The sequence below is a fragment of the Neobacillus endophyticus genome, from assembly GCF_013248975.1.
GTDB lineage: Bacteria > Bacillota > Bacilli > Bacillales > Cytobacillaceae > Neobacillus > Neobacillus endophyticus.
The window spans coordinates 4,192,849-4,217,803 of the sequence record NZ_JABRWH010000001.1 but is presented as its reverse complement, the minus strand read 5'-3'; the positions used below and the strand labels follow the sequence as shown (position 1 = coordinate 4,217,803).

At 38.9% G+C, this 24,955-nt stretch carries 21 protein-coding genes, 4 tRNA genes, 1 other RNA gene and 1 riboswitch; of the genes, 19 read left to right on the top strand and 7 right to left on the bottom strand.

The features are described from left to right. Nucleotides 1-11: 11 nt before the first annotated feature. Complete coding sequence (locus HPT25_RS20745) at nucleotides 12-1,262, bottom strand: erythromycin esterase family protein (protein WP_173071339.1); 1,251 nt, start codon at nucleotides 1,260-1,262, stop codon at nucleotides 12-14. 29 nt (nucleotides 1,263-1,291) lie between these two features. Further along, complete coding sequence (locus tag HPT25_RS20740) at nucleotides 1,292-1,657, bottom strand: hypothetical protein (protein ID WP_173068652.1); 366 nt, start codon at nucleotides 1,655-1,657, stop codon at nucleotides 1,292-1,294. Between the two features lie 398 nt (nucleotides 1,658-2,055). Here HPT25_RS20740 and HPT25_RS20735 point away from each other — a divergent pair, with 398 nt between their 5' ends. Both HPT25_RS20735 and HPT25_RS20730 read left to right on the top strand, forming a co-directional pair. Beyond that, nucleotides 2,056-3,396, top strand: a complete 1,341-nt coding sequence (locus HPT25_RS20735) for a hypothetical protein (protein WP_173068648.1) — start codon at nucleotides 2,056-2,058, stop codon at nucleotides 3,394-3,396. 300 nt (nucleotides 3,397-3,696) lie between these two features. Next, a complete protein-coding gene (locus HPT25_RS20730; protein WP_173068645.1) occupies nucleotides 3,697-5,628 on the top strand; it encodes a fructose-1,6-bisphosphatase in 1,932 nt (643 codons plus the stop codon). Between the two features lie 162 nt (nucleotides 5,629-5,790). Here the strand turns inward: HPT25_RS20730 and HPT25_RS20725 are convergent, their stop codons facing one another. Then, the gene (locus tag HPT25_RS20725) at nucleotides 5,791-6,054 is read right to left on the bottom strand and encodes a small, acid-soluble spore protein, H family (RefSeq protein WP_246277250.1); all 264 of its coding nucleotides are present in this window, start codon (nucleotides 6,052-6,054) and stop codon (nucleotides 5,791-5,793) included. 49 nt (nucleotides 6,055-6,103) lie between these two features. On the opposite strand from HPT25_RS20725, the gene HPT25_RS20720 reads away from it, so the two are divergent. Further along, complete coding sequence (locus HPT25_RS20720; protein WP_173068604.1) at nucleotides 6,104-6,382, top strand: hypothetical protein; 279 nt, start codon at nucleotides 6,104-6,106, stop codon at nucleotides 6,380-6,382. A gap of 86 nt (nucleotides 6,383-6,468) precedes the next feature. Here HPT25_RS20720 and zwf read toward each other — a convergent pair whose 3' ends face one another. Continuing rightward, nucleotides 6,469-7,938 carry a glucose-6-phosphate dehydrogenase gene (zwf, locus tag HPT25_RS20715; protein ID WP_173068601.1) on the bottom strand — a complete coding sequence of 490 codons (1,470 nt, stop codon included), beginning with the start codon at nucleotides 7,936-7,938 and terminating at the stop codon, nucleotides 6,469-6,471. A gap of 262 nt (nucleotides 7,939-8,200) precedes the next feature. Between zwf and HPT25_RS20710 the strand changes: the two genes are divergently transcribed. After that, nucleotides 8,201-9,370, top strand: coding sequence for a methyltransferase domain-containing protein (locus HPT25_RS20710; RefSeq protein ID WP_173068598.1), 1,170 nt, complete (start codon nucleotides 8,201-8,203; stop codon nucleotides 9,368-9,370). Between the two features lie 15 nt (nucleotides 9,371-9,385). Here the strand turns inward: HPT25_RS20710 and HPT25_RS20705 are convergent, their stop codons facing one another. Next, nucleotides 9,386-10,294, bottom strand: a complete 909-nt coding sequence (locus HPT25_RS20705) for an MBL fold metallo-hydrolase (RefSeq protein WP_173068595.1) — start codon at nucleotides 10,292-10,294, stop codon at nucleotides 9,386-9,388. 166 nt (nucleotides 10,295-10,460) lie between these two features. Here HPT25_RS20705 and HPT25_RS20700 point away from each other — a divergent pair, with 166 nt between their 5' ends. Beyond that, the gene (locus HPT25_RS20700; RefSeq protein WP_173068592.1) at nucleotides 10,461-11,399 is read left to right on the top strand and encodes a carbohydrate kinase family protein; all 939 of its coding nucleotides are present in this window, start codon (nucleotides 10,461-10,463) and stop codon (nucleotides 11,397-11,399) included. Nucleotides 11,400-11,908: 509 nt separating this feature from the next. On the opposite strand, the gene HPT25_RS20695 is transcribed toward HPT25_RS20700, so the two are convergent. After that, nucleotides 11,909-12,415: a hypothetical protein gene (locus HPT25_RS20695; protein WP_173068589.1), complete on the bottom strand. Its 507-nt coding sequence runs from the start codon at nucleotides 12,413-12,415 to the stop codon at nucleotides 11,909-11,911. A 337-nt stretch (nucleotides 12,416-12,752) separates the two neighbouring features. Here HPT25_RS20695 and HPT25_RS20690 point away from each other — a divergent pair, with 337 nt between their 5' ends. The 8 genes from HPT25_RS20690 to HPT25_RS20660 all read left to right on the top strand — a co-directional run bounded on the left by HPT25_RS20690 (nucleotide 12,753) and on the right by HPT25_RS20660 (nucleotide 17,383). Continuing rightward, nucleotides 12,753-13,991, top strand: a complete 1,239-nt coding sequence (locus HPT25_RS20690; protein ID WP_173068586.1) for a multidrug effflux MFS transporter — start codon at nucleotides 12,753-12,755, stop codon at nucleotides 13,989-13,991. Between the two features lie 46 nt (nucleotides 13,992-14,037). Then, nucleotides 14,038-14,178, top strand: a complete 141-nt coding sequence (locus HPT25_RS28455) for a hypothetical protein (RefSeq protein ID WP_217269780.1) — start codon at nucleotides 14,038-14,040, stop codon at nucleotides 14,176-14,178. A gap of 168 nt (nucleotides 14,179-14,346) precedes the next feature. Beyond that, a tRNA-Ser gene (locus tag HPT25_RS20685) sits at nucleotides 14,347-14,437 on the top strand. 30 nt (nucleotides 14,438-14,467) lie between these two features. Further along, nucleotides 14,468-14,586 (top strand) — tRNA-Leu (locus HPT25_RS20680). Nucleotides 14,587-14,601: 15 nt separating this feature from the next. Next, a tRNA-Asn gene (locus tag HPT25_RS20675) sits at nucleotides 14,602-14,676 on the top strand. Nucleotides 14,677-14,680: 4 nt separating this feature from the next. Beyond that, nucleotides 14,681-14,772, top strand: a tRNA-Ser gene (locus HPT25_RS20670). A gap of 82 nt (nucleotides 14,773-14,854) precedes the next feature. After that, an RNA gene (ffs, locus tag HPT25_RS20665) (signal recognition particle sRNA small type) lies at nucleotides 14,855-14,939 on the top strand. A gap of 659 nt (nucleotides 14,940-15,598) precedes the next feature. Beyond that, nucleotides 15,599-17,383, top strand: coding sequence for a S9 family peptidase (locus tag HPT25_RS20660; RefSeq protein ID WP_173068583.1), 1,785 nt, complete (start codon nucleotides 15,599-15,601; stop codon nucleotides 17,381-17,383). Nucleotides 17,384-17,795: 412 nt separating this feature from the next. Here HPT25_RS20660 and fabF read toward each other — a convergent pair whose 3' ends face one another. Further along, complete coding sequence (fabF, locus tag HPT25_RS20655; RefSeq protein WP_246277249.1) at nucleotides 17,796-19,007, bottom strand: beta-ketoacyl-ACP synthase II; 1,212 nt, start codon at nucleotides 19,005-19,007, stop codon at nucleotides 17,796-17,798. Nucleotides 19,008-19,146: 139 nt separating this feature from the next. Between fabF and HPT25_RS20650 the strand changes: the two genes are divergently transcribed. The 6 genes from HPT25_RS20650 (at nucleotide 19,147) to HPT25_RS20625 (ending at nucleotide 24,931) form a co-directional block, all read left to right on the top strand. After that, nucleotides 19,147-19,986, top strand: a complete 840-nt coding sequence (locus tag HPT25_RS20650; protein WP_173068580.1) for a helix-turn-helix transcriptional regulator — start codon at nucleotides 19,147-19,149, stop codon at nucleotides 19,984-19,986. A gap of 72 nt (nucleotides 19,987-20,058) precedes the next feature. Further along, nucleotides 20,059-20,796, top strand: coding sequence for a hypothetical protein (locus HPT25_RS20645; protein ID WP_173068577.1), 738 nt, complete (start codon nucleotides 20,059-20,061; stop codon nucleotides 20,794-20,796). A 233-nt stretch (nucleotides 20,797-21,029) separates the two neighbouring features. Continuing rightward, complete coding sequence (locus HPT25_RS20640) at nucleotides 21,030-21,335, top strand: PTS sugar transporter subunit IIB (protein ID WP_173068574.1); 306 nt, start codon at nucleotides 21,030-21,032, stop codon at nucleotides 21,333-21,335. A 22-nt stretch (nucleotides 21,336-21,357) separates the two neighbouring features. Then, a complete protein-coding gene (celB, locus tag HPT25_RS20635; RefSeq protein ID WP_173068571.1) occupies nucleotides 21,358-22,668 on the top strand; it encodes a PTS cellobiose transporter subunit IIC in 1,311 nt (436 codons plus the stop codon). A gap of 70 nt (nucleotides 22,669-22,738) precedes the next feature. Next, complete coding sequence (locus HPT25_RS20630) at nucleotides 22,739-23,068, top strand: PTS sugar transporter subunit IIA (protein WP_173068568.1); 330 nt, start codon at nucleotides 22,739-22,741, stop codon at nucleotides 23,066-23,068. Between the two features lie 458 nt (nucleotides 23,069-23,526). Further along, nucleotides 23,527-23,606, top strand: a riboswitch (ZMP/ZTP riboswitch). A 125-nt stretch (nucleotides 23,607-23,731) separates the two neighbouring features. Beyond that, complete coding sequence (locus HPT25_RS20625; protein WP_173068564.1) at nucleotides 23,732-24,931, top strand: phosphoglycerate dehydrogenase; 1,200 nt, start codon at nucleotides 23,732-23,734, stop codon at nucleotides 24,929-24,931. Nucleotides 24,932-24,955 lie beyond the last annotated feature (24 nt).

Sequence of the window (24,955 nt, the reverse complement as noted above, 5' to 3'; positions counted from 1 at the left end):
TTTCAGGAGTTTTAAATAATCACCGTCTCCACCTCAAGAGGATGAAGAGCATTCGTCATATTGATAAAAACAAAGGCATCATACCGTTCCGCCATGACAGAAGGGACGTAATTACCGAAGGATTCGTACCTGGGATTGTACACAACGCCAATGGCCCGGTGACCTATCCGTTCTTTATATTCATGGCGGTTATTCTCATTGAAAATAAGCAGTTTATCATAAGGTCCGGCCTCATGCAGTAGATCTTCCCAGCTCCCTTTTTGAGCAGGTGGTACCACCATACGTTCCAAATTCACACCCCATTCGTCTGAGGCAATTACCGTACCACGGTGGGTGCCAAATCCTACAATATAAATATTCTCATTACCTTCCTGTTCTCTTAAAATTTGTCCAACATTTAAAAGGCCTTCATCTGCCATATCTGTGGCCCGTGCATCGCCTACATGGGTATTGTGCTCCCAAACAATTCCTTTTGCGGTTTGGCCATAATAAGAACTAATTTTATTCAAGATCGAAACCATATGACGGTCCCGAATATTCCACGATTCATGATCATTGGTTACCATCGTTCGATAGTAGTTTTCCGCATTCGCAGTAATGATGGCATTTACCTCTAAGTTTAAACTGCTTTCTTCCTTGTCGGAAAATTCCTTTTTGTTCATCAGAATTTCGGTTAGCAGCTTTACAACTTCGTCGTAACAGCCCTCTGAATAGAACGCGGCTGATACCCCATATGTTTGCGGTTCGCGATTAAACGGTTCAAAACAGGAAAATGCTTTTTTTGCTGAGTCAAGTACAGGGGAGTTCGTTTTTTTTAGATAATGAATGATTTCATCCATCGATTCCCAAAGACTATATACATCAATCCCATAAAATCCGACTTTCTCCGAATTTGAACGATCTTTATTGTACTCCCTTAACCATTCAATTAAGTCAATTATTTCTTCGTTGGCCCACATCCAGGTAGGCCAACGGTTAAAGGATTGTAATACTTCACGGGCATCGGTAAATTTAGTTTCGTATCCTTTAACATAACGGTTTACTTGCTGACAGGCAGGCCAGTCTCCCTCAACAGCAATAAATGAATAACCTTTTTCGGTAATAAGTTTTTTAGAAAGCTCCGCACGGATTTTGTAATATTCAGATGTCCCGTGGGATGCCTCGCCTAAAAGAACATATTTTGCTTGATTCACTTCTTTTATGATGGAATTCAATCCCTCTGGATCAAGTGCAATTGCATCTCTTTTAATCGCTTGAAGCATGATATCCTGATTCAATTAGCATCCCTCGTTTATGATTGTATGTATTCAGCATTATAGGAGTTTTCTCCAGCGTGGACAGAAACCAAGGAGTCCGCATATCCCACCATTCGATTAATGATTTCGTCTGAAATCCCATAAACCAGACGATAATTTTCACTCTTGTGTAATGCAGGGTCATCAAAGATAATGGTGGTATTTATAAAGATCTCCTTTGTACCCAATAGGTTGTAATGAATGATGGCCTTACCCGCGGCCCCGCCAGTTTGCGGATCCCTGAAACTTGGCAAAAAGATATACCATTCTTCTGCAGAGGGCGAGCGGAAATTTTTTGTAAATGTCATACCATTAAGCTCATGTTCAATTTGTCTTTTTATTTCTTCATTGATTACATCCATTTCGGGGTGTCCTTTCTAAAATTGCCTAATCATTATTTTGTCAGCATCATTATTTTTTTCATTTGGGATTATTCTTAATCGCTGTTTTTTCAGCATAATAGCGTATGATTCCTATTACCTTTAAGAAGTAGAGCGAACCAAATCAATATTTAAAAAACTCCTCGAAAACTTTAAATTTGAAATCCACTATTTATGATGAATGTTCTGGGTAAAACCTTTCTATGTTCCACTTATGTCGAAAATTAAGATTCTATATTTATATAAATGAAACAATCCTAGGCAGATAAATTGGTGAAAAGACAGAATTTATTTGTTATAATAGAAATAAGAAAGTATGTTCGGTCAATTAGCATTTATATGGAATACCTATCATTCATTTCTGGGGGAGGTCAATCGAAATGTATGAAGAAATAGATCCGTATTTTATTGATACCAGTGAGGATGGTAAGATTCCCAATGATGGTAATGAAACCAGTAATAATCTTCAGCTGATGTTCTCCAGTATCAGCCGTTTTTTTGAAGAAAAAGACAAAAACAATCAGCCGAAAAAGATACTGCTTTATTGTCATGGAGGACTAGTAAGTCAGACCAAAGGAATGGATTTAACGAAACACCATTATCAGAAGATGCTGGAAAACCATATATATCCCGTTTATTTCCTTTGGGAATCGGATCTTCTTAACACATTAAAAGCCATGTTTCATACTATTCATACTGAATTAGAAAATCATGACTTGGTGGATCAAATGAAACAAAAAATACAAGTTGATAGGACTTCGCCTTATACTGATCAAAAGAAAATAGAAGATATTTTAAAAGAAGTTCATCAATCCATGACCGATCAGCCTAAAAGCAACGATTCTCATTTGGCTCCGTCACTATTACATGAATTTGGTGATTTTGTTGAAAGTCTTGCCGGCAAAATAAAAAATGAAGTGAAAGTGATCTCAGGGGAGTTGGATGATACGTATGATAAAATCATCCAATATATAGCGAAACATTTTAGCATACTGGGCAAACATATACCCGATGTCTGGGCACAAATGAAAGAAACGGCTAAAAAGATATTTCAGAATGGTGGCGGCGGAGATATTTTCATAACGGAGCTTTTAAACTATTTTGATCCTGGAAGCATGGAGATTCACATCGTTGGTCATAGTGCAGGTTCTATTGTATTATCCACTTTGCTAAATAGATTAAATGAAAAAGACCCTAAGCTGCAAGGTTTAAAAATAAAATCATGTACGTTAATGGCAGCTGCTTGTACAGAAACCTTATTCAATGAAGTTTATCTACCCGCCATTCAAAACCAGATCATAGAAAACTTCTTCTTATATACGTTAAATGATGAACTTGAGCGGGATGATACATGTTGGGAAATCTTTTATAGAAAATCGCTTCTATATGCAATCAGTGAATGTCTTGAACCGACTTTAGAACCGGAAAAGATAATCGGTATGGAAATCTATGCAGAGAAAAATGAATTTATTAATAGATTGAAAGACAGTAAACAAATGTACAAATGGATCATTTCCAATGGATGCAGGCCAGCCGACCCTATGAAAGTTGAATTTATTGGCTCAGAAGGATCTTTTGAGCTAATTAGTAAGGACAAAAATCATGGAGGTTTCAGTCAGGATATTTATACAATGAACTCGGTTATTAAATCTATAGTCGGATACGATAATATTGTTCCTTTCATACCTGATGATGAGTTTTTCAGCGATCCTTGTAAATAAATTGGTGTGGTCCTTTTTTTATCCACTATTTTTTGTATAAATATGGTTCAATATATACAAGACAATGATCTTGGAATTGTGTTACTAATGGTAAGAGGGTTTGTAATCTTTTTTCATTTTGCAACAATTTTTATCTTACTAGGTCAATATTTGATAGATTTTGCCGATGATATTTTTATAAAATGAAAATATCGACACTAGAAATGTAAGTGCTTTTATAAAATTCAATAATCATGTAAGTATGAATGTCTATCTTCGAGAAAAAATAAATGAAGAATTTATAAAGGAGATCCCATCATTTTGAACAAACAATACTTAGATTTATTGGCCCATAAATACGATCGTGAAGAAAAAGTGGTAACTGAAATTATTAATCTTGAAGCCATCCTCAATCTGCCAAAAGGGACAGAGCATTTTGTCAGTGATTTGCACGGGGAGTATCATGCATTTCAACATGTGTTAAGAAATGGTTCAGGTCGAGTAAAAGAAAAAATTAGAGATCTTTTTCAAAATGAACTATCGGATACGGAACTGAATGAATTTGCGACATTAGTGTATTATCCGGAAGAAAAATTAAAGCTAATAAGAGAGCAGTTTGGTAATAAACAAGCACTGCACCAATGGTACACAGAAATTATTGACCGTATGATTCATCTTGTTTCTTATGCCTCTTCTAAATATACACGCTCAAAATTGCGGAAAGCATTGCCCAAACAGTTTGTTTATATTATAGAGGAGCTTCTGTACAAAACGGATGAATTCACTAATAAGAAAGAATATTATACAAAAATTGTCCAGCAAATTATTTCTCTTGGACAGGCAGATAAGCTCATTATAGGTCTTGCCTATACCACTCAGAAGTTGGTTGTTGACCATCTGCATGTCGTAGGTGATATTTATGATCGCGGGCCTGCTCCTGATAAAATTATAGAAACTCTCATTGATTATCATTCTGTTGATATTCAATGGGGAAATCATGATGTCCTCTGGATGGGTGCCTTTGCCGGTTCAAAGGTTTGTTTGGCTAATATTATTCGGATCTGTGCCAGGTACGACAATCTCAGTATTATTGAAGATGTCTATGGAATTAATCTGATACCGCTTCTTAATCTTGCAGAAAAGTATTATGAAGATAATCCAGCTTTTCGACCTAAGAGCCATTCAGATAAAAAAAGGTCTGATCTGGAACTGTTGCAAATTACCAAAATGCATCAAGCGATTGCCATGATCCAGTTTAAGCTCGAAATGCCGATTATCAAGAGACGGCCGGATTTTCATATGTCAGAAAGGCTTTTACTTGAGAAAATTAATTATGATACAAACGAAATTACCCTTAATGGAAAAACTTATCCGCTGGAAAATACGTGTTTCTCCACTATTAAACCAGACCAGCCTGGTGAATTATTAGAGGAAGAAGAGCAAGTAATCAACAAACTCTTGTTTTCTGTACAGCATTCGGAAAAGTTGGCCAGACATATGAATTTCCTTATGAAGAAAGGCAGTCTTTATTTGAAATATAATGGGAATTTATTAATACATGGCTGCATTCCTATTGATGAAAATGGAAATATGGAAAAAATGGTCATTGAAAATCATACATATGCAGGACGTGATTTACTGGATGTTTTTGAACAGTATTTACGTCACGCTTTTGCACATCCGGAAGTGACAGATGACCTATCAACAGATATGGTCTGGTATTTATGGACAGGAGAATATTCATCTCTATTTGGGAAAAGAGCGATGACGACATTTGAAAGGTATTTCATTAAGGACAAAGAAACCCACGAGGAGATTAAGAATCCCTACTATCGGTTACGTGAAAAAGAGGAAATCTGCAATAAAATTTTAGAAGAATTTCATCTAAATCCTGATGAAGGTCATATTATTAATGGCCATACACCCGTTAGAGAAATAAAAGGAGAGAATCCTATTAAGGCAAACGGAAAAATGATTGTCATTGATGGTGGATTTTCCAAGGCGTATCAATCCACTACTGGCATTGCTGGATACACGTTATTATATAACTCTTATGGCATGCAGTTAGTCGCACATGAAAAGTTTAGTTCAAAAGAAGACGTTCTTCTAAAAGGGTCAGATGTTTTATCCGTAAAGAGATTGGTGGATGAAGAACTCGAAAGAAAAACGGTTCGAGAAACGAATGTTGGGGAGCATTTATTACAACAAATTTCTGTTTTAAAAAGTTTGATGGAATATCGGTATATGAATTGAACACCCCATCCATGTTGAAGCAGAAAGAGTTTGGAAGTAAAAAAGAGATTTTACTCGAAAATAGTAGAAGGGACCTCACTTTTTCAGGGAGGTCCCTTTTTCTTAGTTCACAGCTGTTCACAAATTGTGTGAAAAACTATGTTCATTTACAACAGATTGTTTTTAAGTTTCCTCCAAATTATCAATGGAGACCAGCCTTTTTTGATCGTGAGTTCCTCTTTGGCAAACTAACGCCATGCTGGAAGTGTCTTCAATGCTGTCAATCCAAACTGGTATACCGTGATAATGGACCGATATTTCCTCTTCGGATGCTAATATTTCCTTCACTCTATTCAGGTTCATTATGATCACCTCGATGATAGTATCCCAAAAAGTGATCATCTTATTAGTCGTATTTAAAACATTATTATGGATATGATATTCCATTATCTAATTATTATAAGACTTTCCATCTTTATAAAAGGAGCGATCACCGTTGGGCTTTGATCATACGCAAAAATGCACATTTCAGCTGGAAAATGATTTGGGGAATCTGGAAGTAATCGGTGAAATCAGAGGGGACAGTGACATTCCTTTTTATGACGATTTAAAATTTAAAGCCGCCATTTCTTTGCTGAATTCCATCGATAAAAAGAACTTCAGTGAATCAGGGAATGTGTCCTTATTCCATCATTTTATGAACGAAATAGAAGATACTATTCAAGCAATGAAACAATATGACAGATTTCAAGGGGAAATAAAAGAATTTGAATAGGATCATGTCTTTTATAAATCATTGCATAAAAAATAGATCGTCAATTGACGGTCTATTTTATTTTTCCCAGAGAGAATGTTATGCTGCTACTCATCCAGCCACCATTGAAATCCTTCTTCCTTGATCAGGGAGCTGGCGGCTTCAGGACCAAAAGTGCCTGATTTATATTCATGGAGGGGGAGCGAATTTTCTTCAAATGCATCCAGTATTGGCTGAACCCATTCCCATGACAGTTCCACTTCGCGCCAATGAGCGAAAAAGGTAGTATCTCCTGCAATTGCGTCATCAATAAGCCATTCATATGCTTCAGGAACCCCTTTATGTTTTGCTGAATAATGGATTCGAACCGGCTCGATTTCGCCATCTTTTAATGGATTCTTACTGTTTAATTGTAAGGAAACTTCTTCATCCGGACTGACTTCAATGATCAAGAGATTTGGGGCGATATCCTCTTTATCGTCTTCTTCGAAATGGTGTTTTAATGGATTTTTAAATTCAATAACGATCCGTGTGGACTTTTCCTTCATTCGTTTGCCTGTTCGAATATAGAAGGGAACTCCTTTCCAGGAAGAATTGTCGATCCATAACCGGGCAGCTACAAACGTATCGGTCTGGGATGAAGGATTCACTCCTGGTTCTTGTTTATAGCCCGGGACTGGTTGTCCTTCCATTTCACCTGCAATATATTGGCCGCGAATGATATGGGCTTGAACTTCTTCTTTTTTCATAGGGCGAATAGCTTCAACGACCTTGCGTTTTTCATTGCGTATTTCAGTACCCGTTACCTTTTGAGGAAGGCGCATCGCGGTTACCATGACCATTTGCAGCATATGGTTTTGGACCATATCCCTAATGGCCCCGGTATGATCATAATATCCAGCTCTTTTTTCTACGCCCACTGTCTCGCTAGCGGTAATTTGAACATTTGCCACATGTTCATTATTCCAGATCGACTGGAGAACCGGATTTGCAAATTCCAAGGCTTCTAGGTTTTGAATCATTGGTTTGCCAAGAAAATGATCGATTCGAAAAATTTCATCTTCCTCAAACGTTTTACTTAATGTTTCGTTCAGTTCGCGGGCAGATTGCAAATCATGGCCAAATGGTTTTTCAATCATCAAACGTTTCCATCCATTTGTATCTCCCAGACCGCTATCTTTAATATTTAAAGATATGATTTCAAAGAACTCAGGAGCTACTGAGAGATAAAACAGGCGATTCTCTTTAATTTGCAGCTCTGATTCTCTTTGTTTGACCAAATCCAGCAGTTTTTTATAATCTTCCGGCTTTTTGGCATCCAGTCGGCTATAGCGAAAGGCAGCAAGGAATTCCTTCACCGTGTTTTCATCGTCCTTTGATGGTTTCGCGAAAGTTTCAAGCGATTCTTTCACTTTTTCCTGAAAATCATCATCGGATAATTCTTCAAAGCCAAGTCCAACAATGGAAATGGGACTGGGGAGCTTTTGGTCCATAGACAAATGGTATAATGCAGGGAAAATTTTTCTTTTCGCTAAATCTCCCGTTGCTCCAAACAGGACAAATGTTAAAGAGTCCAATGAATTTCCTCCTACTAAAAAATAGTGAATGAAAAGCTCCGATCCCTTTTGTTCATAACAAAAGGGATCGTCATGTTTCGGATAATCGGAAGTCTGATTCTCTGATAATATCACCAGTATTCTCATGGGTTATTCATGAAGCTGCGCAGTAAAATTAGGAGGTAATCTTATTTTTATGTTATAATTAGTACCAGATACTAATACTAACTTATATAAATGGTCATTTATGAAAAAATGATAGCCTTAAATGGGAGATAATAATATGTCATTAGAGACGAAACATAGTATTGGAGCCTATTTTAAGTCGCTTGGAATCAACGACTGCAATAGCAAGCGAGATTTTTGGAAGAATGTGACGAAAGTGGACCCCGTGATCGCGGAAGAACTTGCGCCACTTATGAGCCGAAAAAAGAAAGGGAGCCTATATGAAGTCAAGAATCATTCACTTCCCTTAAGTTTGACGATAGAATCATGGACCAGGTCCTTTCATAAGTCCTTCCTGAATTGGCTTAACCAGCAAAAACAACTAAAACCTAAACGCATATTGGAAATTGGTTGTGATAATGGGTTGTTGGCTTGCTGGTATGCTACTTGGTTTCCGGATGCGGAGGTCATAGGCATTGACCAGTCCGTGAACGGAATCAATTGTGCCGAGGAGCTGGCTAAAAAGCAGGGGCTCACGAACGTAAGTTTTCATCGAATGAATTTTAACGAGTTAACGGAGCGCTTTTTGAAAGATTCTTTTGATCTTATAATTTCCGTAAGGACCTTTCATGAGATTATGGGACCGATTTTCATATCTAAGTATTGGTCACTGCCGGAATACTTAAGAGAAAATCCGTTGTATGGCGACATTCAGTACATACAAATTATCGATCATTTGTTAACAGAGGATGGCGTGTTTCTTTCATGTGAACGATTGGAAAACCCTGGAGATGTCGGAAAGTGGGCAAATTTGCTTAAGGAAGCCGAACTTCATGTGAAATGGGAAGAAAGTGGGATCTTGGAATATCGTGAGTTAGGAGTGAGTAAGCGGTCTCCAGTGATCTTGGCATCAAAAAGGGTGACAAGGATGTCGACCTTAGAGGGGATGGAACTCCTTTATACAAAAGGAGATCCAGTTGTTCTACAGTCTGGTAGATCTTACAACGGGGCGAAAGCAGAGTTTGCCTTCCACCGATTTCAGGAAAAAGCATTCCGCTCCGGTATGTATCTGGATATGACCAACCACTGGTATATGTTTCGATTTGAAATATGGGAGACGAACGGGTTTCTGCTAGTATACAGCTGCGGTAATGCAGGACATCGTCAGTTGGATCTGCTTCCTGCCGGAGCCTACAAGGAAGCAGAACAGCTATTGGAGGCGGCGGCAGCACCTTTTCGTCACCTCGGTCCGATTGTGCAGTACAACAGTTTGGAGGAACGCACTTAGTAGCGGATTTGTCCTTTACATAACCGTTTCACCAATTAATAAAACTTTTAATTGTTCCTGAGGAAGTTGCTGCTTTTTCCATTCTCGTTTTAGTCTTTCTAATGCTTCGGGTCCGGTATCATCCGCTAAACGAAAGGTGCCGTAGTGCATTGGGACGAAATAACGGGCATTTAATTCTATAAATGCCTTGACACTGTCCTCTGGCGAAATATGTGCGGGGGCCATAAACCATTCTGGTTCGTAAGCGCCAATCGGCATAAAAACGGTGTCAATAGAAAAACGTTCGACAATTTGTTTAAAGCCTATGAAATAGCCGGTATCCCCAACAAAATAGAACGTTTCCTGCTCGGTTTGGAAGATCCATCCTCCCCAATGGGAGGAATTCATATCGGTCAAAGTTCTGCGCGTCCAGTGCTGGGCAGGAACAAAATGAAGGGTTAAACCTCCGATTGAGCACTGATCCCACCAGTTCATTTCCGTTACCTTGTTGTAGCCTTTTCTGTTGAAAAGGAACTGCAACCCAACAGGTACAAAAAAGTGAGGATCTCCTTTTATGTTTTTTAACGTAGGGAAGTCCAAATGATCGTAATGGCCATGAGAAATGACCACCAAATCAATCTCCGGAAGATCTGCAAGAGCGATTCCCGGCTCTGTTAACCGTTTTTCAAATCCCATTCGCTTGGCGTACACCGGATCCGTTAAAATATTCAGTCCGTTCAGTTGAATTAAGAAGGAAGAATGCCCAATCCACGTATAAGAGGTTTGGCTTCTATTTTCCTGAATCGCTTGGATTTTTTTGTCGGGAGATTGTTCGATATTTACTGATAAATCTTTAACCTTAGTTCTTCGTTCTTTTTGCCATTTTCGTAGATCTTTAAATGATTTATTGCTTTTAACTTCATCCAAATTTGCGTAACGTTTCATCGCTTTTTCACCTTGATCATATAGAGATAGGTTGAGTATAGCAGGAAATCATAGGACCAGCAAAAATTACCATTGTGACGATCGCTTTTCTCTTACGTGCAAATGAAAATAGGATATGATAAATAGTTGATAATGGTGGTACACCTTTTATTGCAGGAGGTTGGTTTTGAAAAAGAAAGGGATTATTTCATTAGGAGAAGCATTTGTGGATTATATTGCCACAGATTGTACAAATACAAACTATCAACAGTTTTTGGGCGGGGCCACAGTGAATCTGGCTGTGGGCACTAGCAGACTGGGACTGCCAGTTTATTATTTGTGTAAACTGGGAACGGATTCAATCAGCCAATTTGTCAAAGAGGAATTTATAAGGGAAGGGATCGATACTGAATTTACGATCCGAACGGTATCAAAGAAAATATGCGGCGTCTATGTACATCTAACAGAAACGGGGGAAAGAAGTTTCCATTCTTACATCAATCCAACCCCGGATGAGGTACTGACTGCAGATGAATTAAAAATCGAAGCTTTTCAACGAGCAAAAATCTTTTATTTTGGTTCGGGAACCCTTTTTCAAACAAATGCAAAAAGGACAACAGAAACGGCATTAATCTACGCCAAAGAATGTACCAATCTGATTGCATTTGATGCAAACCTTCGTCTAAAGCGTTGGGAAAGTGAGGACCATTGCCGTAAAACGGTTTTGTCATTCCTTAAACATGCGGATATTGTCAAGCTTGCCGAAGATGAGTTGTGTTTTTTAATGGAAACCACTTCACTTGAGGACGGGTTAGAGAAAATGGCTGCCTGGAAGATTCCTTACCTAGTTATTACACAAGGAAAGAAAGGTGCGGTTGCAGTTCTAGAAGGAACATACACTTACGCACCTGCGCCTAAGGTAGAGGCCATTGATACAAATGGTGCCGGTGATGCATTCATGGCGGGGCTCTTATATGGCTTTCATGAAAAGGGCAGACCAACTGACCCAACGGCTTTAACAAAATATCTTGAATTTGCAAATCACATGGGGGCTGCCACAACCACTGAAATCGGATCGTTGACTGCTAAATTAGGGGAAGTCCAAAAACGATTTTTTCCCAGTTGATGATTGATTAGGTGGCCAAATGCTAATGATTAATCGCAGTATCGGACAAGCTTTCCGATGACGTTTGGACTAGATAAAGATATGTACAATAGAAAATGAGCTATTTGAATTCAATTATTCAAATAGCTCATTTTATTCTTTAGTATAAATGAGGGAACGAGGCCCCTGGCGGTCTCCATGCTGAAATTCCATATTGCATATATGGATTCGTGTGATTGTGATTGTGGTTGGAAAAATGGTGATTTGGATTGTGGTTTTGAGATGTATGGCTATAGGTATGGTGGTTATAATGAGCCATACAAGCTCCAGGTTGTCCCGGATGAGGACCTGTAGTAATATGTTGAGTCAAAGACAACACCCCGTGAAAATAGTTTTATTTATTCTATGTTCTGGAGTTTATTTTGTTTCTTATTAAAATAAATAAAACACCAATCAAGCGTGTGACACACTTAATTGATGCTATCAGGCATTTTCTGGATTAATAGGAAATGTTGTTATGCACTGCTTTTTTAAGCCGCTTGATGGATCTCGTTCTCTTGATTTTTTTTGACGGAAGCTGTATAAAAATGACCGATTAGGATTACTTGCATAAGGAACATAAACCAGTCAACAGAAATAGCCTCTTGAAACGCATTATCTGAACTAACAAAAAGCGTATCTCCGCCTAAAAGAGCATAATTTAAATTCATAAAAGCCCCAATAACTGTTGCTGCTAATCCCAATTTAGCGATGATATGATTATTTTTCCCCATCAATTTTTGAATTGAATACAGAAGGAACACAACACCCACAAATAACTCGCTTAGCATAACCATTGTTCCAAATAAATGGAAGTGGGGGATGCCTACATTTTTGAATAGAGTTGCATACGGATGAAAAGTAATATCTGAAACGGAACCTTTCATTTGTTTGTGCAATTCGTTAAAAAAGTTTTTGGTTACGACTTTGTTAAAAAAAGCAATGATCCATTGATAAGCGATGACCAAAAGCAAAAGAGGCAAAATCTTTTTTTCCATTTTCTTTCCCCCAAACATTTATTTTTGAATCGACAAGGCACTTGTCTATTCGAGGATCAGTATAATAAGCCTTTCTTAGAATTTTATTAGAATCTCCAATGAAAATAGTGGAAGAGAAAAATGATTTTCCATCATTATTACATAAAATGGTTTACCCCCAAGTAAGATTCGGTTATAATGAACCATATTTCATTTAGGATATCGAAATAAATTTGTTCAGTTGTTAAACATGGGACGCATGGGGAGATCGAATCGAGAAAAGACTCATTGTCATCCTCCTGAGATTTGAACAGGTTGCACCATCTAATAAACTATTAATAGAGAAAGGCGAGGGAATTTGAATAATCTTAGTGGAAAGAAACGAATACATCTTGCAATACTTTTAGGGTCACTTGGTCTTTTAGGACCTTTTACAATAGATACATATTTGCCCTCATTTCCAACTATTGTAAAAGATTTTCATACCACAGCTTCACTCGTGCAAATTAGTTTAACTTCCTGTTTATTAGGTCTCGGTTTGGGGCAGCTGATCATCGGGCCGTTGAGTGATGTGAAAGGGCGCAGAAAACCCTTGCTATTCTTTATTAGCTTGTACATTCTGGCTTCCTTAACCTGTTCATTTGCACCTAATATCTATTTCTTGATTATCTCTCGTTTAGTTCAAGGCTTTGCTGCTTCAGGCGGTCTTGTCATTTCCAGAGCTATTGTTCGAGATCTCTTTAGCGGAAGGGAACTGACGAAGTTTTTTACGTTAATGGTGTTGGTGGGGAACCTTGGTCCAATAATTGCACCAATTGCAGGGGGCGGCATTCTTGCATTTACCTCTTGGCATGGAGTATTTATTGCACTGGCATGTGTGGGTTTAGTGTTAATCTTTACTGTGTCATTAAAATTACAAGAAACGCTGCAGCCAGAAAAACGGGTCCCAAGTAATTTGCCGCAAATTTTGACTAATTTTGGGTCATTGTTCAGGGATCGCACATTTATCGGTTATGCACTTACACAAGGATTTACCACTGCTGGAATTTTCGCCTATGTATCTGGGATTCCTTTTGTTTATCAAAATATTTACGGGGTTACCCCGCAACAATTTAGCCTACTATTCGGGGTGAATGGGCTTGCATTGATTATTGGGAGTCAGTCAGTCGGCCGTTTGGCAGACAAGATACCAGAACGGACTTTCTTAAAAATTGGATTAGGAATCTCTTGTTCCGCTGCTGTATTGTTGCTTATCACTCTTTTATTAAAAGCACCACTTTTCGCCGTCGCCATCCCAATTTTCTTTTTTGTATCATCCATCAGTATCATTGGGACGACTTCATTTGCATTAGCTATAGAGTCACAAGGACATATCGCTGGCAGTGCCTCTGCATTACTTGGGCTATTGCCATTTGTACTTGGATCATTATCAGCGCCATTAGTAGGATTAGGTGGAGCCTATACAGGCATACCAATGGGCGTTGTCATCTTCTGCGCAAGCTTACTGGCATGTCTATCCTATTTCGTTTTAGTCCGAAAAGCTTCACTAAGGAAGGCTGATTCTGAAGCATACGTCGAGACAATAAAACAAAAATAATGAAGGGGCGATTCTGAATCCCCTATAAGTCCGGACATTTCAATGAATGTCCGGTTTTTTGGTTCTGTTAATTACGAATATTGTCCTTCATAGAGCGGATGAAGGACAAATCGAAGAATCCAGAATGAATTTTGTTCTTCATAGAGAGGTAGAAGGACAACTCGCAAAACCTATTCAAGAAATATAAACCGTCACCGATAGAATTGAAAACCATCGTTAATAAGGTATCCATAAAAGTAAGGTTATAACCAGGACTTTCGGACTACCAAAATTTACAGCTACCATCCAATTCGGATAGATGATATAGTTCTATTTGTAAGTTCTTTACGGAACTTCAAGAAATGCTTTTTCATACAGAGAAGTACTCAAGAGGCTGAAGAGGCGCCCCTGCTAAGGGTGTAGGTCGGGCAACCGGCGCGAGGGTTCAAATCCCTTCTTCTCTGCCATAATGATTTAAGGATCGTTAAAGTACTCTTGCGGGTGTGGCGGAATTGGCAGACGCACCAGACTTAGGGTGTGGCGGAATTGGCAGACGCACCAGACTTAGGATCTGGCGCCTTTGGGCGTGGGGGTTCGACTCCCTTCACCCGCACCAAATGATAAGGATTATTCCGCAGTAGCTCAGTGGTAGAGCTATCGGCTGTTAACCGATCGGTCGCAGGTTCGAATCCTGCCTGCGGAGCCATTATGGAGAGCTGTCCGAGTGGCCGAAGGAGCACGATTGGAAATCGTGTAGGCGGGTAACCCTGTCTCAAGGGTTCAAATCCCTTGCTCTCCTCCAGATATTCAGTTTCGGAGCTAACGCCTTTGGTAAGGCATCGAAGTTCTCTGCGATATTTGTTGGTTCAATTCCAGCTAGCTCAATTATAGTCCAACAAGGACACTCAGAACGGGTCAGGGCGGGAACGCAGCAGCCATCACTAGTGAAATTGTGTGGGCTATTACATAGACGAAATGTAAAACGCTGCACTCTTTGTCAAAAGAGTCTAGCGTTTTTCTTTTTTTATAGAAAGTTAACAATTTATTAGAGAAAAAGTAAATTCAGATAAATCGACAACTTTTTTAAATCCGTATGTTTATAATGGCAACAGTATAAGGAAAAGAGAAAACATGAATGTTAAAGGGGGAAATTAATGTAATTAAGCTCGATTGCTATTCTTTCTGTATAAATATGCAAAGTAATTTCTTGCAAAAAGCAGGTCCGATCGATTCACAACGTGAAAGAGTCCATTAAACCTTATACTAACACTTAAAATAATAGATTCTTTTCTTGAGATATTTATTTGACAGGAAAAGGAACTGATGGAGGAAATTACATTGGCGATTGTAAGCTACCTAAGCACATACCTCTTGGTTTCCCTGGGTATTGTTTGGCTGCTCAATATTGTTTTTAATCAGTTTTATAAATAATGCATGATCTGCGCCAAATACATAGAGGTTTTTATCTTGTGAAACGCTATTAAAGACAAACTTTGCAGAAATGAATAATCTTGAAAAAGGATTAAGAATTACTTAAAGAGCATAATTTCCCCCTGCAGTTAAATAAAATGAATGGGAGAGTATTCCGTTCGTGACTTGTTCATTTATTTTTAAAATGGGGGAAATTTATGGCTGCTATTGGATTGGAACCTTTTTTACATGTTCGTACAGCAAAAGATCCTGTGTACGCACCTGTAGGAAACAAGCTTCGATTTATTGCTGATTACACTGGTTTGCCGCAAGTATGGGAGCTCGATCGAGGGGAGGGGTGGCCTGCCCAAATTTCCTTTACAAAGGATCGAGTCAGCCTTATTAAATATGTGAATGGCACAACTGATCTCATTATTGGCATGGATGTGGATGGAAATGAAAAACAGCAATTGTACTTACTTAAGGAGGACAGCACGGTCATTGAGCTGACGAAATCACCGGAACATGTCCATTTGTACGGTGGAAGTTCACCTGATGGAAAGTGGATTGCCTGGTCCAGCAATCGCCAGAATTCTGCTTTTTTGGATATTTATATTCAAAATCTGAAGACGTTAGAAGTTCGTCTTGTTTACAGTGGTAATGGGATGTTTTCCGTTGTTACGTGGTCTCCTGATGGCAGCTCACTTTTAATTCAAAAGACAAACACACCACTTGATAATGATTTGGGAGTTTTGAATCTTTCAACGAAAAAATTAAATTGGGTAACCGAACATACCGGTGAGGCCAACTTTAAAAGCGCCCATTTCAATAAAGATGGAGATCATATTTATGTTTTAACCAATAAAGACAGAGAATTCTTTGGGCTTGCGCTGATTCATTTAAAAACGAAGCAATTAAGTTGGCTGGAGCGTGGAAATTGGGATTTTGAAAGTCTGGCAATGAATCAGGATCAAAACAAACTGGCTTATACGATCAATGAAGGGGGCATCTCCAAGGGGATGATCCTGGACTTGAATACGAGTAACATTTATACATGGAAAACACCCATGGGTGTCATTTCTAATTTAAAATTTTCTCCGGATAATAAAAAATTGGCCTATGAATTTAACGGTTCGGCCTATCCTTCTGATATATGGGAACTTGACCTTCAAACCATTCAGGCAGCGAGGCTTACATACGTATCCCGTTCGCCAGTTCTTAATGAGCGAATGACGGAGCCGGAACTCATCAACTACCGTTCTTTTGACACTCTCCAAATTCCCGCATTTTACTATCAACCTAAAAACGCCTCAACTAAATTGCCAGTAGTCCTTTATCTTCACGGTGGACCTGAGAGCCAAAGCCGTGCGGTTTATAACCCTATTATTCAATACTTAATCAATCTTGGCTATGCTATTTGTGCTCCAAATGTTAGGGGCAGTACGGGCTACGGAAAAACGTATACCCATTTGGATGATGCTCAGAAAAGATTAGATGCTGTAAAAGATTTAGTTTCATTAGTGGAATGGTTGAAGCTGAATCGAAACATCGATTTTAATAAGATTGGCATCATGGGTGGCAGCTATGGGGGGTTTATGGTTCTTGCAGCGATTTGCCATTTTCCAAAATATTGGTCTGCGGCCGTTGATATTGTCGGCATCTCGAGTATTAGAACGTTCCTCCAAACAACAAGCCCATGGCGCAAGAAACAAAGGGAGGCGGAATATGGAACGATCGAAAAAGATGGAAGATTCTTTGATCAGATTGATCCATTACATCATACAGAGCACATTATATCTCCGCTATTGGTTCTCCACGGGGAAAATGACGCACGCGTTCCAATCAAAGAGGCTGAACAAATGGTGAATAAGTTAAAAGAAAGAAGTCACCCGGTTGAATTCATCCGCTTCAATGATGAAGGACATCAATTCGTAAAACTTAAAAATAAACGTACGGCTTATAAAGAAATCGTAAAATTCCTCGAACAATATCTGGGTAAATAAGGCATCCATTCGAGAGGAATTCTGTTTTTCATCATCATGTTTATTTTCGGTAAATTTTAATAATCAGGAAGGGTTGTCCTGTACGAAAATGTTGCACTTTCATATTTTATATGGAAAAGGAATTTATCATTGGAGGTGCATAAATGGAAGATCAAGAACCGGAACCAGAAATAAACATTGTTCCAAAAGGGGTTGCACTGAATTTTATTTTTTTTATTATGTCGATCGTGATTTTGGGAATGGGTTTTTTTGTTGGAAAGTAGATTTTATAAATGCTATTGGCTTTGTTAAACATGGCTGTTGATGTAATCAACAACGTTCTTTAACAAAGCCATTTTAATAAATTGGTCACATGGGGATTACGATCGTACCCCCTATTTGTTTTAATAAAAATGTAAACGACAAGATTTTCTTATTGGTATTTTTTTAATACAATTGCTGAATTATGTCCGCCAAAGCCGAAGGAATTGGATAAACCAATTGTGATTGGAGTCTTTCGTGCTCCCTCTGCTACATAATCCAAATCACATGCAGGGTCTTGCTGGAAGATGTTGATCGTCGGCGGAATGATTCCATGTTGCAGGCTTTTAACTAGAGCGATTGCTTCGACTCCTCCTGAAGCGCCAAGCATGTGGCCGAGCATTGACTTATTAGCAGTAATTGGAATTTGATAGGCATGATCGCCAAACAACTTCTTAATGGCCATGGTTTCAGAAAGATCACCGACCTGTGTACTGGTAGCGTGGGCGCTGATGACATCTACATCACTTGGTGAAATATGAGCCTTTTTCAATGCATATTTCATAGCTAAATAGGCGCCTTTTCCCTCCGGATGTGAAGCGACCATATGATAAGCATCGGAGCTGGCTCCATATCCGATCACTTCAGCTAAGATGGCGGCATTTCTCTGCAAAGCATGTTCCAATGATTCCAGCACCAGGATTCCTGATCCTTCACTCATCACAAAACCATCCCGGTCGGCATCAAAAGGACGGCTAGCCCGGGTTGGTTCCTCATTTCTTGTTGATAATGCCTTGGCGTTGCCGAAACTAGCCAATGATAAATTAGTGATGGCCGCTTCTGACCCACCTGCAATCATCACATCGGCATCGTCGTTGCGAATAGTATTAAATGCTTCCCCAATGGCTGTGTTGCCGATGGAGCATGCGGTTACCGGCGATAGAGAAGGGCCATGGGCACCAAATTTTATACTGATTTGTGCTGCGGCTGCATTCGAGATCATCATCGGTACAAGCTGGGGACTAACTCTTCCAGCACCGCGATCATTTAATAGATTGACATTATCAATAAAGGTCTGAATTCCTCCAATGCCGGAACCCACATATACACCAAAACGATCTCGATCGATTTTGTCCAATTGCAATTTAGCCTTTTCTATTGCCTCTTTGGCTGCAGCCAGTGCAAATTGGGCAAAACGGTCTAATCGTCTGGCTTCTTTTGCTCCCCATCGCTCTTCCGGTTGAAAGTTCCGAACAATTCCGGCGATTTTAGTTTTAGATTGGGAAGCGTCAAACGTATCAATCGTTGATATACCTGATTTTCCTTCTATTAGATGGTTCCAGAATGTCTCCACATCATGGCCAATTGGGGAGATTACGCCCATTCATGTTATCACTACACGCTTCATGTTCTTTCCTCCAATTCATATTTTTCTTTATTTTAACTGAAAGTTATCCTATTACAAGTTGTTGTTTATAATAGTATAATTAGTACCATGATAATGTAGAGGAAAGGATATTTAGATGAATCCTGAAAATAGACTTCAAGCACTTTCAGAATTTTTAAAAGCAAAACGATCGAAATTAACTCCGCAAATGGCTGGATTTCCAGTAGGCACACGCAGGAGAACTCCGGGTCTGCGGAGGGAAGAGGTGGCTCAGATGGCTGGTGTAAGCACAACTTGGTATACCTGGCTTGAGCAAGGAAGAGATATTAAGGTGTCCACGTCTGTCTTAGACGCGATTTCAAATGCATTGCAATTGAGTATTGATGAAAAAAAGTATTTATATGCATTGGCTTTGGAAGAAGGCCCCCATCAGGAATTTTCGCAAAAAGAAGAAATTCAAATCAGTCCGTCTTTAACAAAGATTCTGCATGAACTACGTCACTGCCCGACCATCATAACAGACCGCCGCTGCTTTATAGTAGGCTGGAACCAGGCAGCCGCCAATATCTTTTTAGATTTTGAACAAATTCCGGCAGTGCATCGGAACTTAATCCAATTGTTATTTTCAAGAAAGGAATTCCGAAGCTTGGCAGTTAATTGGGTTCATTTTGTAAGAGGGTTCATTGCCATATTTCGAACCTATTACGGTCAGTATGTTGCGGATCAATGGTACAAGAAGTTTATTGAAGAGATGGAGGAAAGCTATCCAGAGTTTCATCAATTATGGAATGAAGGGGAAGTAAGTTCTGCTCCGGAAATTCAAATTGAATTCCGTCATGCAAAAGCCGGAAAAATGATCTTTAATCTAACTTCTTTACAAATCCAGGGACCTAATGATTTACGATTAAGTGTCTATACGCCCGTTGACAACACAGGTACCGAATTAAAGGTCAAACGATTAATTGAAAATTCTTAATTCAGTCTTTTTAAATCACTATTTTTTGAATTACGTTATAATAATAAAAAATATTTCTGAGGTGAATATTCATTGGAATTTGAGTCAAGATCAAGTCGAAGAGCCGCCAAACGTTCTGGAAAAGAATACATAGAAAGCGATGACCATACATCGGGTCCATCGGAAGAAATAGACCAAAAACATGGGATGATGGAGACGAAACAAGAGGATGAAATAGACGGCAAGGGAGGAAGCTATCGGTCAAGAGCCAAATCATCAAAAAAGAAAAAGAAGTTGGAACTGTCCTGGGTAAAACTACTATTTAAAATTTTGGTAGTAGTTGTTGTTTTTTATAATATAAAGTTTATTTTAAACTTTATGAATGGTCCTAGCAGTATATTGCTCTATCATAATTTATTTGTGATTGGAATTTCAGGTGCAATCAATTTTATGGCCGTTTGGATTCTTTTTAATAAAAAAGCGATCACGAGATTTTATCTTTCTTTATTAGCCATTTTTGCAGCATATGCCTATTACATCTACGTTAACTATTTTCATCAATCCTTTATGGGGAATAATCTCTTAACTTCGATGCTTATCATTCTATCAGTTTTGATCCTCATTACGATGAAAGCCAATTATTACGTGGAAAATCTTTTATTGATCATGGTTCCCATAGCAGGGATTTATTTAACTGGCAATAAATTCGCGCTGGTATGGTCTTTGATGTTAAGTGGGGCTTTGATTCTATTATTTAGAGTGTCTAAATCGAAATCAAAATCAAATAAAAAGAAAGATCGCGAAAAAAGAAAGCAAAGGGAATCAGCCTAATGATTGTTAGTTAATGGAAAAATAATAGGGGGGACAATCCCCCCATTAAATTTCACGATGTCGGAAAGAATAATTTGGACTATTTCCTTTGATTCATCCATATATTTTTATTGCGTATTCCATCATGATGGGAAGGAGGACTCATCATTCGATTGAGTGAAGATTGAATCGGCATTTATATTTTAAGATTATTTGAAAACGGTTACATTTTTTGAAAAAACGGAGGTACAGAAATGAACATTTTACTATGCTGCGCAGCAGGTATGTCTACTAGCCTATTAGTAACAAAAATGGAGGCTGCTGCGAAGGCAGAGGGGGTTACGGCAAAGATTTGGGCTGTAAGTGCAAATGCGGTAAATGCTCATTTGGATGATGCAGATGTATTACTTGTTGGTCCCCAAGTCCGTTACTTGCTTCCCCAACTAAAGAAAAAAGGGTTGGAAAAAGGTATTCCGGTTGAAGCCATAAATCCTGTTCATTATGGATTATGTAATGGGGTAGAAGTCTTAAAGTTTGCGAGAAATTTGGTTGGTTCATAATTTCACAGAAGAGGTGAATAGATTGAGCAAATTTAACCAAATGTTAGAAGAGAAGGTCATGCCTGTTGCAGGAAGAATTGCTGCTCAGAAGCATCTGCAAGCAATACGTGATGGAATTATCCTGACGATGCCGTTCCTAATAGTGGGTTCTTTATTCTTAATTTTAGCTTTTCTGCCTATTAATGGATACGCAGATTTTATGACTCGAACCTTTGGTGCTGCCTGGATGACAAAGCTTCTATATCCTGTAAGTGCATCCTTTGATATAATGGCTCTCATTGCTGGATTTGGAATTGCTTACCGGCTTGCAGAACATTATAAGGTCGATGCTTTAAGTGCCGGAGCAATATCGATTGCGGCCTTTGTCCTGGCAACCCCTTATTTCACCATGTTTACCCCAGTTGGTGCAACAAAAGCCATTCAAGTTACAGGGGTTTTAGCCTTTAGTTATTTAGGAAGCAAAGGATTGTTTGTGGCAATGATTATCGCCATCTTATCTACGGAAATCTATAGAAAAATTGTTCAAAAGAATTTGGTCATAAAAATGCCCGATGGGGTTCCACCTAGTGTGAGTAAGTCTTTTGTCGCTTTATTTCCTGCTTTTCTAGTTCTCTTTGTTGTTTGGATTTTACGGTTGATTATTGAAAATACTTCTTTTGAATCACTTCACAATGTGGTAGGCCAGCTTTTACAAAAACCTCTTAGCAGTCTTGGTGGATCCTTAGCAGGTGCCTTGATCGCTGTTTTCCTCGTTCAACTTCTCTGGTCTATGGGACTTCATGGTGCCGCCATTGTCGGTGGTGTAATGGGGCCGATATGGCTGGCGCAAACGGATGCAAATCGCCTTGCGCTTCAAGCAGGACACGCTCTTCCGAATATTGTAACGCAGCAATTCTTTGATATATTTATATACTTGGGCGGATCGGGGTCCACTATTTCATTTGCCTTGATGATGCTCTTTATGGCCAAAAGTCAGCAAGGGAAACAGTTGGGCAAGCTTGCGATTGGTCCAGGCATTTTCAATATCAATGAACCGATTACGTTCGGTGCCCCCATTGTTATGAATCCTTTGTTGATCATTCCATTCCTCATAACACCATTAGTATTGGTATTAACCACTTATATTGGAATGAGTATTGGTTTTGCCCCGAAAACAGCTGGGATCGCCGTGCCTTGGACAACGCCTCCGATCATCGGCGGTTATTTGGCAACCGGCGGAAATATCAGAGGGGCATTAATGCAAGTCATCAATCTAGTTGTCGCCTTCGCCATTTATTATCCATTTTTTAGAATGTGGGACAAACAAAATCTTAAAGCGGAACAAGGTCAATAGAATTTTAATCAAAAAAGAAGCTTGCCTAATGGCAGGCTTTTGATATTTGAAATGAAAGAGGTGAAACATATTGACAAAAGAGGAACTTTATCATTTATCTTTTCAATTAATTTTGTATAGCGGCAATGCCAGAAGTTTGGCAATGGAGGCCATTTATCACGGGAAAGAGAAAGATTTTACAAATGCCGATCAAAAACTTTCTGAAGCAGAAAGTGAGCTGGCCAAAGCCCATCAGTTCCAAACCCAACTAATCCAGGCAGAAGCGAGCGGAGAGGAATTTGACATCCCCATCATCCTTATTCACGCCCAGGATCATTTAATGACAGCTATTACGTTAAAGGATTTAGCCAAGGAGATGGTTGATTTGCGTAAAGAGTTTCTTAAAAAAGAAAAAGGATAACTTGATTGGGCATGAATTTTCTTGGACGAATGGGATTCTAGGTGTGTATTTAGTCTTTTGTAGGGCGGATGAAGGACATTAAATAGAATCTCAGTTTGAGAATTGCCCTTCATTGGGCGGATGAAGACCATTAAAGAGAATCCCAGTTTGAAAATTGTCCTTCATAGGGCGGATAAAGACCATTATATAGAATCTCAGTTTGAATAATTTCCTTCATAGAGCATTTTTATTAAGCCAAAAACGAGCCTTGTCCTTCATCAATCATGCAGAAGGTCGTTTAAAGAATTTAAGAGCAATTTTCCCTTCAAAAAAATTGTTGCAGAACCAAGATTGTTTCGTATCCATCATAAATCTAAAAAAATGAAACCATTTACAAACAAAGATTTTCAAAATAATAAGAAATAACCAAAATTTATGGTTGAAGTTTTTAGAAAATTTGTTAAGATAGAAGAAATGAAAAGTCTATGTGTGACTGGCGAAACACGGATTACCGTGAGGGAGCACATAGGTCGAAAAGCCGTTCGCCTGGGCAGAGGTAAGGGATTTATCCCTTGCCTCTTTATGTTATTTAGGAGGGATAGTGAAGAGAATCGTTTTCGCTTAGTCCATCATTTCATCAATTGGCTTGTAAAATACTAAATTGAACTAAAAGGAGATTACACGATGAACACAATCACATTAAAAAAAGTAAAGACAATTAAAACTTTAAACAATATTGCAGAATGCGGGTTAAAGGTATTTAAAAAGGAGCAATATTCAATCGATAATGACTGCAGTAATCCAGATGCGATTTTACTTCGTAGCTTTAATATGCATTCAATGGAGTTAGGTGATCAATTAAAGGCAATTGCACGGGCAGGCGCTGGGGTGAATAATATTCCGGTGCAAAAATGCACAGAGCGTGGAATTGTTGTTTTTAATACACCTGGTGCTAATGCCAACGCGGTTAAAGAGTTGGTCCTTACTTCATTAATTTCTTCTTCCCGTAACCTATTTGCAGGTGTGGCCTGGACTAAGTCATTAGAAGGAGAAGGCGAACAAATTCCAAAGCTTGTTGAAGCAGGTAAAAAACAATTTGTCGGTAAAGAGATTAAAGGTAAAACGCTTGGTGTTATCGGACTGGGAGCGATTGGTGCGTTAGTGGCTAACGATGCACTTGATCTTGATATGGATGTCATCGGATTTGATCCATTTATTTCAGTTGATACTGCTTGGAATTTATCTCGTAATGTTCAACGTGCAATGACAATTGAACAGCTATTTGCCGAGTCCGATTATATTACGGTCCATGTTCCATTGACCAATGATACACGTGGAATGTTTAATGAAGCTACGTTTAGCCTGATGAAACCTGGCGTCCATATTTTAAACTTCTCCCGCGGAGAGCTTGTTAATGAAGAAGACATGGCAGTTGCTCTCGAAAACGGAAAAGTTGGAATGTATATTACAGATTTCCCAAATGAAACTATTCTTAAAATGAAAAATGTCATTCCGCTTCCACATCTTGGTGCTTCCACGAAAGAATCGGAGGATAATTGTGCCATTATGGCAGCGCGCCAGGTAAAGGAATTCCTTGAAACAGGAAACATCAAAAACTCTGTCAATTTTCCAAATGTTGCGCTCCCTTATACGGGTTTGCGCCGTGTAGCAGCTTTGCACCAAAATGTTCCGAACATGGTTGGCCAGATTACAACCGTCCTATCTAACTATAATTTGAACATTGCCGACATGGTAAATCGCAGCCGGAACGAATATGCCTATACCCTTATTGATATTGACAATCAAGTAAATGAGGAGATCATTTCAAGCCTTGAAAACAAAATCAACCAAATTTCCGGAATGATTTCCGTTCGAATTATTTAATATAAGTAAAAGGGGCAGCCTGCG